The following is a 10,448-nucleotide window of genomic DNA, read 5'->3' on the forward strand; positions in this document are numbered from 1 at the left end:
CCGATTCATTTTCATGTCCGTTCGCGTTTCCTTGTGATTCTTTTTCCCTAATACCGGCCGGGACACCGGTAATACACAACTCGGTGCCTTGTATCGCCAAAAATTCACATCACACCATCAACCCGTTTCATTGGGACATCAAGCACGTTCGCCAAACGTTCACAGAATGATGTTTCCATTTGCCGCAAACAGTCTGAACCCCCAGTGAATCCACTATTTGCCGCCTTAACAATGGTCTGCGCGAGCGCCTCCTCATTGTTATCGCAAAAGAACAAAACAGGAGCGAGTTTGCTTTTTGTAACACACGCCGAACGGCTGGCAACCACTTTTAGTCCATGGCCCAGATAGGTAAGTATTTTAGACGGGAACGCCACCAAAAAATCGTCACTGGTGTTCAGCATACTACACCCTATATCACATTCGGCCAGGAATCTCGTAAGTTCCTCCCCCGTTTTTGTGCCCAGATACTGGACTTTTCCCTGTTCCGTCTTCTCATTCACATACGCAATTTGCCTATGCATCTCTTCTATGTTCCTGTCCGGCCCCATGCCAATAATACGAAGTTGATATTGACTGGGAAGATTGCGCATCGCTTGTATCAACAGGTACACGCCGCTGTCTTCTGTAATTATACCCGCATAAACGACAATGTGCTTTTTTGCTGCATTCGTTTCCTTGGCCCGTTCTTCCAAGAACACAGTATAATTCCCATAGGACACCGCGTATGGCGCCTGTTTTGCATACTTTTCCGGAAGGATGTCATTTACGAACAGGTATCCGTCAGCGCCTGCGATCATCTTTTCTTCTTTCCACAACAGTTCTTTGTTCTTGTGCGCTTCAGCAGACAAGCGATAGAGTTCTTCTACCTGACTGACCCAACGAAAACCAAGTTTTTTGCGCAGCGCTTGAAAGAATTGACCGAAAACCAGTGAGTGATAACTGATAACCACATCATCTTTAGCAACATTCTTTCGCAAGAAGCGCTTCAGGAAAAACAGGCTGAGATCCCCGCGCACAATGTTTTTGCCAAACACCCGCAGCACAAGGGCCGGCAGATAAACATGGGTTTCACGGTCATTGACCACAATGGTCTCCTGACGCTGAAATCCACTGTCCTGCGAGGGCATAATGGACACCAGCACGATTTTACAGTCCAGCTTTCTGAGGCATTTGAGGATAAAATCCATTTTCACAGTCCCGGCGATGCTTTGGCGCACATTCTTGCGCCGAAGGTTATCCTCCGGACTGCTGTAAAAGCCCACATAGTAAACGGTTTTCATGCCGGTTTGTTTTTCTCCTCCACTATTTCACGATAGATATGATAATAACGTGCAGACCCCACATTGATGGAAAAATTTTCTCTGGCCCAGCTCACACATCGCTCGCCGGACGCCGGAGTTTCCAGCAATGTCCGCGTTGCCTGCAACAGGCCCTGCCGACCGTCCTGCACCGCCACGACCAGGCCGGTTCCCGGGCCGATAAGTTCCGGACAGGCGGTCACATCGTACACGACCACCGGCGTGCCGCATGCCATGGCTTCCACCGTGGTCAAGCCAAAGGTTTCCATACGGCTTGGGTTCAAGAACACATCCGCCTGGCTGTAAAGTCCGGCCAGTTCCTCCTTGCTGTCAGTGGCGGGAACTGAAATCACATTGGCCGGCAATTCGCCCCTCTGCTTCATCGTTCCGACCAACACCATCGCGCATTCCGGCAGCTGTTGCGCCAGCCACAGCAGGTCATCCAGCCCCTTGCGCTCGTCCCAGAACGACGAAACGCCCAAGATCACCTTTTTCCCGTCCGGTATCAGCCCGGAACGCTGTGCTTCGCACTCTTCCGGGCGGAATGCCTGTGTGTCCACCCAGTTATAGGCGCAAAGGATATCCTTGTTGCGCAAAAAGGACTCCGCGGCCACCCGGGCTCCCCACTTACTTACGGCAGCCACTTTTAAGTGCGCCAGCCCGCACAGCCAGCGCTCTTTGTCCCTTTGCATTTTGTTCGCCCGGTCAAACAGCCAACTGGGGCAAACATCGTTCTTCGCGGGGCAATCCGCGCAGCGGGCCTGGTATCGGTCGCACAGATAGTGCAACGGATACGCGCAGCGTCCGGTAAACCACCAGCAATCGTGCAGAGTGAGCACCACCGGGATATTATTTACGGTCAGATATCGAAAAAGCGAAGGAAGATGGAGACAGTTTCCGTGGACCACATGCAGATGCACCACATCAGGTGAAAATTTTTCCAGTCGTTCGATCAGGCGCATGGTGGGCCGTTTGCTCCAATATCCCTGCAGCCCGGACAGGCGGGAAAGCAGCGCATGGGCGTTGCGCTCACTGTCGCTGATGTACCGCACAGCACAATTGTCTTCAGCGGAACCTTCCGAATAGAGCACAAGGCTCTCATGGCCGTTTTCACGACCACACTCTACCAAATCTTTCACCAGGCGACCGGTGCTTCCAACCCCGTACACGCCGTTGATGTGGGCAATTCTCATTGTTTTTTCCTCTCCACCAGCGACAGCAGGTCGTTGTAAAGCCCCTGCTTGATCTGCTGCTCATCGTGGTTTTCCCGCAGCAGGTGCGCCGCCTTTTCCGCGCAGCACTTGCGCGTTGCTTCGTCCAGGACCAATCTGCACACTGCGCTTTCGATACCGCCCTCTCTGTCCACACAGATTGCCGCGTCATTTTCTCTGAGGTACTGCCAACCGGCATTGACAGGCGGGCAGATGGCAAGCACTGTGCAACCGCTGGCCAGGCAGTCCACGATTTTTGTGGAGAAGGACAAGCGGGTAAGCAGGGCGTCCTTTCTTTTGAACGATTCCACATGCAGAGCGATGTCGCTCTCGGCATAGCGGCGGGCAAGCTCCGCGGCGGATACTGCCGGGTGAACAAAACTTGCCGCCCTATCGTTCAGCTTCGCCGCTGTTTTCTGTTTCAGCGGAGAGGCAGTATAGACATGCAGCTCCACGTCGTTTCCTTGCTCCCGCAGTTTACGCACCGCATCAGCCACCTTCGCAAGCGTGCAGTCGCGGCCGTAATAGATCCCGCCGGCATAGATTATGCGCACGCCCTTGTGTTCCGCTTTCTTGCAAGGGCCGGTCTGCGCTCCTTTGCGCAGGACTTTCAGCGGAAGGTCAAAGTACTTTTGGTACTCCTGTGCCTGCTGTTCTGTCATGGTATACGCAAATCGATACAGCGGGATCGTTTTGCGGATTGCTCCGCGCAGAAGGAACCGGTTGAGCCAGTAAAAGGGCGAGAGTCGGAACTGCCGCAACGAATACAGGTCATCGTAAACATAGGTGACCGCCGGCACGCCTGCCGCTTTGATTGCAAAACGCTGCACAGCCAGAACATAGCGGCTGTAACAAAGGGGCGCCACAATGATATCCGGAGAAGCCTGACGGACGAATTCTGCAAGCGCTTCACTTTTCACGCCGGCAAGCTGCCACAGGATCTCCCGCGTCAGGTAAAAGATTTCCCAGTTATGGCTGCGAAACAAATCGTACAGCTGCTTATTTTCCCGCTCACCTTGAGAGCCGTTTGCTTGCCCTGCAATTTCCGGCTCCACCCGCTTTCCCATTGACTCTCCTTTGAAAAGAGTCCGCAGCGCCATGTTGTCTGTGAGCTGAAAATAGCCATTGCAAACCGCATTGTCCGGCAAGCCGGGTTTGCAATAGACATTCCACAGCTGCACCGGCAGGCCCGCAAACAGGTTCAGCAAAGTATTTCCTTCGTTTGAATCACCGCGCAAACACTCACGGGTGATCAACAGTACTTTCAGGGGTTGCATATGTTGTTTCCCCTCTTTCATTAATCACCTTTTTCGCCCATGGCACCATGAACCAGGCGTTTCGTTCCAGAAGAAATACCGCAAGGGTGAACTGCATCAACGCCTCGCCGCCGTGGAACTGCACAACAGACAGGATCAGATAGGTCAGCAGATAAGCCGCAAAGGGGGATCGGAACCGCTCTTTGCGTTGACCATAAAGAAATGCCGCACACAGCCCCAGGAACCAAAGACCGCCCAGTATTCCTTCATCCAGCGCAAGCTGCATAAAGACATTGTGCATAACGTCTTCATAACTGGTAAAGCCATAGCTTTGACGCATTACTCGAAGGGCATTTCCAACACCAAAGCCCAGGGGATTATCCCGAAGCATTTGAGGGAAGCGTTCCCACATTGCTCCTCGCCCGCTTAGGTAGCCGTCAATGATCTGGGGTTCTTCCGGTTGGAGGTTTTCTGTTTCGGCCATCTCAGATTGCTTCCAGAACATCAATGAGTCGGGAACGATACTTTCTACCCCAACACGCATCATTCCGGAACCCGCCAAAAGCAACAAAATACACAGGCCATACAAAATGTACCACTTCAGGTTTTTGAATGTCAACCGAAAGACACGGTCATAAACCAAGGTCCATAGAATCAGACACAGTGAAGAAATCATTCCAACCCGAGAAGCGCCGAAGAACGCAAAAAGAATCGCGTAGGTGCCGTAGACCGCCTTCTTTTTCCCGCGCACAAAAAAACCGCCAAGGGCCAGCCAGGTTGCATCCAAATTGCGCCCTCCGCGCGTCAGGCTTGCTATTGCGGAACAGTTCACCCGCATCTGATCTGCCGAAAGAACGCCTTCCCGGTACTCCCTCAAAAGTTTCAGAACCAAGTCATAATTTTCAAGCATGTAAAACACATGCAAAATTGCAAAAGTGCAAGCTCCGACTTCCAAAAGTCTAAGCCACTGCTCTTTTGTAAAATCCGCCCCCACATTCAGCACCGTAACGATCAGATAAAGCCCAAACGCCCAATGCAAAATGCTTTTGGAAAGGCCGTACTGCGGCCATCGAATCAGCGCAAGGACATATACCAGCACAAAAAGCCCAAGTATCGACCAGTGAGGGAGTCGAAGGTGGGGAAGCAGAATCATAAGATATGGAGCAAATACCAGTGAGAAAAAGTAGCACAGGCTTGCAGGGATACTTCCATTATCGGTGGGAATGGAGAAAAACTGAAAGGAGGGGACATAAAGCAGGATCAGCTGGATTAACAAAAGTCTCCATCGGATCTTATTTGAATAGAGGCGTCCTATTGTGTCAACCATTTCTTTCCTCGTTCTTTAAATAGAAGTTTTCGATTTGCGCACAGCATATCGCTATATCGTATTTTCGAAGTTCCAGATGCGTAGGCTGGCGTTTGGATTCCAGTATGGCCTCACACCATCTTTCAGGTTCAGCCAAGGGCAGTTGGCAAACGTTCTCCTCCTGGATATTCCCACTAATCGGGCGAAGTATTACTTCATTCGTGATTCGGTCTGAGAAGAAACATGCAAGGCCGTTTACCTGAGCTTCCAGCGCCACAATGGCAAACCCCTCATATCGGCTGGGCAGGCAGAATACATCCATCGAGGAATATAGCTTAGCCACATCCTCCCGGGCGCCAGTGAAAATCACCGCACGCTCCAATCCAAGCTGTTTAATCTGGTTTTTTACCTGCTGCTCCAGTTCGCCTTCACCAACCAGAAGCAACTTGGCCTCCGGGCGCTTCTGCTTGATCAGTTTGAATACATGCAGTAAGAACTCATGGTTCTTTGCATAAGTGAACCGCCCCACATGGCCCACCACAAAAGCACTATTGGGTATGTCCAACTCCTGCCGCAGCTGAGCGCGGGCCATCGGGTCGAAAGTGAACTTTTCTGTATCAATGGCGTTGGGCATCACATAGACTTTTCCTTTTTCGAAGGCCCGGTCTCCGTACATCCAGCGCCCGGCTTTTTCGCCGCAGGCAAACCACGCGGTGGCAAAAAGTTTATTAAAAGGACGAAGCAGATACTTCAGCAAGGTCTTTTTCCCCTCGCCCCAGGCGGCAGTGGAGTGATTGTGACAGATGCGCACCGGCACTCCGGCACGCCAGGCAGCAAAGAGCGCGAACACCGACATGGTGGACAGATGGGCATGCACCACCTTGTAGCCGTGCTCCCGGAACGCACCGTACAGTGCCTTGTGATAGGCCAGCGGATGGCTGTAGGCCGGGATGGGGTAGATTCCCGCTCCGAGGCGCTCCAGTTCTGCACGCTGCGGAAAAGTGCTGTCTTCGGCAAAGTAAAAGTCAAACTGTATCTGCTTGTGGTCGATGTGGCGGTAATAATTCATTACCACTGCCTCGATGCCGCCGCTGTCCATACGGTTGAGCACCTGGGCAATGCGAATCGGTTTGCTCACTGGCTTTTCCTCGCTTTGAACATCTTGATTCTCGGGATAGCCCCCATTCAATTCTCCCGAATGTCACGCTTGATGTAACGTTTAACAAAACTCTTCCACATCAAGATCCCGTCTCCGTACCATAATCGTTTGCAGCGTGTGACAAACTTGCGCCGTTGCAATTCAAGTTTGCTACCTGAAATCTTTTTTGCTGTGGCATCGTATCGAACGTCCCGCATCACATACGGCGGATGCTTCAGCGGGAAGGTACAAGGGTGTACTTCTTGCACATATGCTCGTTGGGTCTTTTTATCCAGCTTCCGCCACTCCACACCGTGAGTAGCGTCGTCAGTTGCTCCCATCTGCCGAACCATATTTTTCTTCGCGCAAATACATAACTGTCCCTCCAGCCGCTTCTGCAGTGCATAGTAAAACTCGCTCCCGGGCAGATGTCCATCATAACGGCCATCCACATCGAGCTGTTTGTAGACCGTTTTAAACCCCGGAAGCATCCTTAATATCCCATTTCGATAATACGGTTCCTTCAACCAATCATCGGTGTCAAAAATCTGCGTGGTTCTCTTCCAAACTGCATCGCCTGTGCCCGGCCCCATATAGCCGGAAAAGAAGTAATCGTACGGCGTTTCCGTGTTTTCATCTACGAGGATCCGCCCGGCTATGCCTTGAATCCTAAGATCATCTTTATACTTTTCCAGGAGCTCAGCGCAAAAGGCATAGTAAGAGGGATCGGCAATAGTGTCATCTTCAAACACAATGGCACGATCCACAACAGCGAACACAAACGCGTTGGTTTTACGCATCATCGCATACATGCCGTTGTTTTTTTCTTCATATAATTTATACACCTTACAGTCCCAGTCAATCATAGACTCCACTATGCGCCTGGATTCGTAGATTTTTTCCCACTCTGCCTCGTTCCTTCCGCCATCAGAGATCAGGAACAGAGTACTAGGTCTTGCTTCACAAACCGGTGCGAAAGTCTCACGCTGCAGCTGTGGGCGGATCCACAAATAAATCACCACCGGCACATCCACCAGAAAAGGTTTCATATATCGTTCCTCCTTCTTAGCCCTTTGAACTTGGCCCAGATCTTTTTTAAAATCGCCGTTACAACCGCTCTTTCCTGCCAATTCATAACAAATACTACGCTTACAAGCAGGTACGCCACACATACAATTGCGCCTTTGGCTACCAGTCTCCCCCAATTGAGCGCCGTGAACCCACGGAGCAGCAAAAACGCCACCAACATTGATGGGAAATATATCGCCATTGGCCCGTAGATTCTTTTAATATATTGTGAAAGGTCGATACTTAAATATTTTTTATAAAAGATCATTCGAGCCAATTCACGCAAAAGATACCCTATGCAGATAACCATACCGCACCCAAACGCTCCCATTGCCCTGGTCACTGCGCAACCTGCAACAAGTATCCCCGCTGAAAAAATCAAATTCGAAATGGCGATTGGCTTCAGGAACCCCCGTGCAGTCATGGCTGTGGAGAAAACTGTTTGTGGTGCTGCCAACAGTTCCGCCACAAGAAGTGCACAAGCAACTCCGTAGGCCGGAGCATATTCCGACCCCATCCACAGCACAAAAAACTCCTTACCAATCAAGAAGAATCCTGCCAAAATCAAGGAGGCCAGCATCATCAGAAGTCGACCAACCTTAATTGCCAGTGCAGTCAGCGCCTGCGGTGCGTTCTCCCGTTCAAAAAGGCGCATCACTTTGGGTAAAAACATTCCTCCAATGGCGGCCGTCAGCAAATATGCATACCCATTGAGCGTAGTAGCCGCACCATAAATCGCCGTTTCAAGAGACCCGCGGCCAATGGCAACAATAGACGGCATAAGGCCTGTACTCAAAGTGGATGCCACGCCCATGACTGCCGTCCAAACAGAAAAGGAAAGCAGTTCTCGAAGCATGTTGAGATCCAGACGATCCCTTTGGGGGCGAAGGTTCAACCTATGGCGAACCACCCACAATTTAAACAGAATCGCCGCTGCTCCACTGACGATATTAGCCGCTACGAGTGAATACAGCCCGCCTCCACGGGTAAGAGCTACTACTACCAAAATGATGGTCAGAACTCTTGTGAGCAGTTCGCTGAACTTCAGCGCGACAAACTCCTCACAGGCGTTCAGCATTCCGTTGAGCGGCGTGTAAGCAAACGCGAACAGGTTGTAGCCAACCACCATTACATATACAACGCGGAAAGATGCAAGTTCGTTCGCTGTAAGGCTATTGTATATTGACCCCAGAAAAAAGAAAAGAATCGACGCTACAAGGAGCGCCAGCCCATCAATCGCCAGATACAAACGGTTGACCAGGCCATAAAACCGAGCCATTCCCTCAACATCATTTTTCGCGCGGTACTGCGCCCCGAAACGAGATAGGGCAGTGCCGATACCAAAATCAAACATCAGGATGCTGATAAGTGAAACTGCCAGCGTATACAGTCCATACTGACTCTGCCCGATCTGGCGGATCATCCACGGAGTATATATCATCCCTGCGACGATGTTTACCGCCAAAGACAAATATGCCATGGCACTTCCTGACAGAATCTGTCGATTGCTTTTTTTTTCGATGTTTTCGTCCATGAAAATTCTCTCACAGTTATGAGACTTCGCATACCTGTCGAACGAATATATTCGCAAGATACACTCACACTATCTTTTCATCATTCTTCATGCCGCCGAAAGCAGTCATGAAGAGAATTTTGATGTCAAGCCAGAAGCTCCAGTTTTCGATGTACCAGATGTCATACTCCACCCGTTTTTCGATGCTGGTATCGCCCCGCAGGCCGTTCACTTGGGCCCAGCCGGTGATTCCTGGCCTCACCTGCTGGCGTACAAGGTAGAGGGGGATCTCCTCCTTAAAGTGATTCACATGGAACGGGACCTCCGGCCGCGGGCCGATGAGGCTCATATCCCCTTTCAGTACATTGAAGAACTGAGGCAGTTCGTCGATGCTGTACTTTCGGATAAAACTGCCGAATTTCGTTTTGCGCGGATCGGCGCTGGTGCTCCAGCCAGTGTCCTCGGTCCCAGTGATGCGCATACTGCGGAACTTCCACATACGGAACGGCTTTTTGTTCCGCCCCACACGTTCCTGCTTGAAAAGGATGGGGCCAGGACTGGAAAGGCGCACGCCGATGGCTGCAAACAACATGATCGGGCTGGTAAGAAGAATGAGGACAAGCGAGCCGGCCACATCCATTCCCCGTTTGATCATCCGCCACATCACATTGTCCAGCGGGGTGGTGCGCATATTGATAAGCTTCGTGCGGCCCACCACATCAATGGTTGGGTAAGAGGGGATGTAATCGTTGTAAAAGGGAATGATGCTGATGCGCACGCCGGTCTTGTCCGCGGTGGTCAGCACCTGCTTCATATAGCCGATCTCGTCCGGCTCCAACGCCGCCACGACTTCGTCCACCAGGCGTCCATCCAGCACCTGTTCCAGTTCGTCAAAGGTGCCCAGCCGCTGCCCCAACTCCGGGCAGTTATCTTCGCTCACATAGCCGTCCACTGTGAACCCCATATGAGGATTGCGCTTCACGTCCTCGATATACTGATGAGCGAAGTGGCCGCTGCCTACCACCACCACATGTTTCTGGTTGTAACCCAGCTTGCGGTAATGGCGCAAAAGCGCCCGCGCAAAAGTACGTTTGGAAAGGACGAACAAGTTGGAGTAGAGCCAGAACAAAAACAGCGCCACACGGGAGAATTCGCTCATGCGCACCAAGTACATCAGGGCCATAAGAGACAGCACACCGACGCCATTGATGAGCAGGATCGTTAGTGCTTCGCTGCCCATCTGCTTGAACCGGTAGGAGCCATACAGTCCGGCAAAAAAATACACCAGTACGAGCAGCGCGCTGTAAGCGAAAGCCACTGCCCAATAGACCGGCTCATTCAGCCAAACAATAGGGCCGCTATGTCCCTCCAGCAAAAAGAATTTGGTGAGCAGCGCAGCAAAGTACGCTGTAAAAATCAGGATCAAATCCGAAAGAAGATTCAGTCCGTTGATCAGACGTTGATTTTTCCGAATCAAGGGCGTTCGTCCCCCTTTTTAGATGGTGTGCATGTATAGTTGATTTATTATATCACAAATAGCCACAGTTGCCAACTACGCTGGAATCCGTCGGTCTCTAGTTCATGTAGGTTTGTCAAACATATTGGACAGTGAACTCATAAGGAGAAAGCCAGTTGAGAGGCCTCATGGGGAAATTGTT

Annotated in this window: 8 protein-coding genes; all 8 read right to left on the reverse strand. The window is 51.2% G+C overall.

The genetic code is table 11. From position 1 onward, the window contains the following. Positions 1-104: 104 nt before the first annotated feature. The 8 genes from ACH2AT_RS00300 to ACH2AT_RS00335 all read right to left on the reverse strand — a co-directional run bounded on the left by ACH2AT_RS00300 (position 105) and on the right by ACH2AT_RS00335 (position 10,267). Positions 105-1,280, reverse strand: a complete 1,176-nt coding sequence (locus ACH2AT_RS00300; protein ID WP_394962508.1) for a glycosyltransferase — start codon at positions 1,278-1,280, stop codon at positions 105-107. Beyond that, positions 1,277-2,491: a glycosyltransferase gene (locus ACH2AT_RS00305; RefSeq protein WP_394962510.1), complete on the reverse strand. Its 1,215-nt coding sequence runs from the start codon at positions 2,489-2,491 to the stop codon at positions 1,277-1,279. The genes ACH2AT_RS00300 and ACH2AT_RS00305 overlap by 4 nt, the downstream gene beginning before the upstream one ends. Next, complete coding sequence (locus ACH2AT_RS00310) at positions 2,488-3,786, reverse strand: hypothetical protein (RefSeq protein ID WP_394962512.1); 1,299 nt, start codon at positions 3,784-3,786, stop codon at positions 2,488-2,490. The genes ACH2AT_RS00305 and ACH2AT_RS00310 overlap by 4 nt, the downstream gene beginning before the upstream one ends. Further along, entirely contained in the window at positions 3,752-5,041 is a 1,290-nt protein-coding gene (locus ACH2AT_RS00315) for an O-antigen ligase family protein (RefSeq protein ID WP_394962514.1), read from the reverse strand. Before ACH2AT_RS00315 ends, ACH2AT_RS00310 begins: the two co-directional genes overlap by 35 nt. A gap of 43 nt (positions 5,042-5,084) precedes the next feature. Further along, positions 5,085-6,209, reverse strand: a complete 1,125-nt coding sequence (locus ACH2AT_RS00320; protein WP_394962516.1) for a glycosyltransferase family 1 protein — start codon at positions 6,207-6,209, stop codon at positions 5,085-5,087. A 47-nt stretch (positions 6,210-6,256) separates the two neighbouring features. Continuing rightward, positions 6,257-7,258: a hypothetical protein gene (locus tag ACH2AT_RS00325; protein ID WP_394962518.1), complete on the reverse strand. Its 1,002-nt coding sequence runs from the start codon at positions 7,256-7,258 to the stop codon at positions 6,257-6,259. Continuing rightward, a complete protein-coding gene (locus tag ACH2AT_RS00330) occupies positions 7,255-8,811 on the reverse strand; it encodes an oligosaccharide flippase family protein (protein ID WP_394962520.1) in 1,557 nt (518 codons plus the stop codon). The genes ACH2AT_RS00325 and ACH2AT_RS00330 overlap by 4 nt, the downstream gene beginning before the upstream one ends. A 64-nt stretch (positions 8,812-8,875) precedes the next feature. After that, a complete protein-coding gene (locus ACH2AT_RS00335) occupies positions 8,876-10,267 on the reverse strand; it encodes an undecaprenyl-phosphate glucose phosphotransferase (protein WP_394962522.1) in 1,392 nt (463 codons plus the stop codon). Positions 10,268-10,448 lie beyond the last annotated feature (181 nt).

This window comes from Candidatus Allofournierella excrementigallinarum, assembly GCF_944388085.1.
Taxonomy (GTDB): Bacteria; Bacillota; Clostridia; order Oscillospirales; family Ruminococcaceae; genus Allofournierella_A; species Allofournierella_A excrementigallinarum.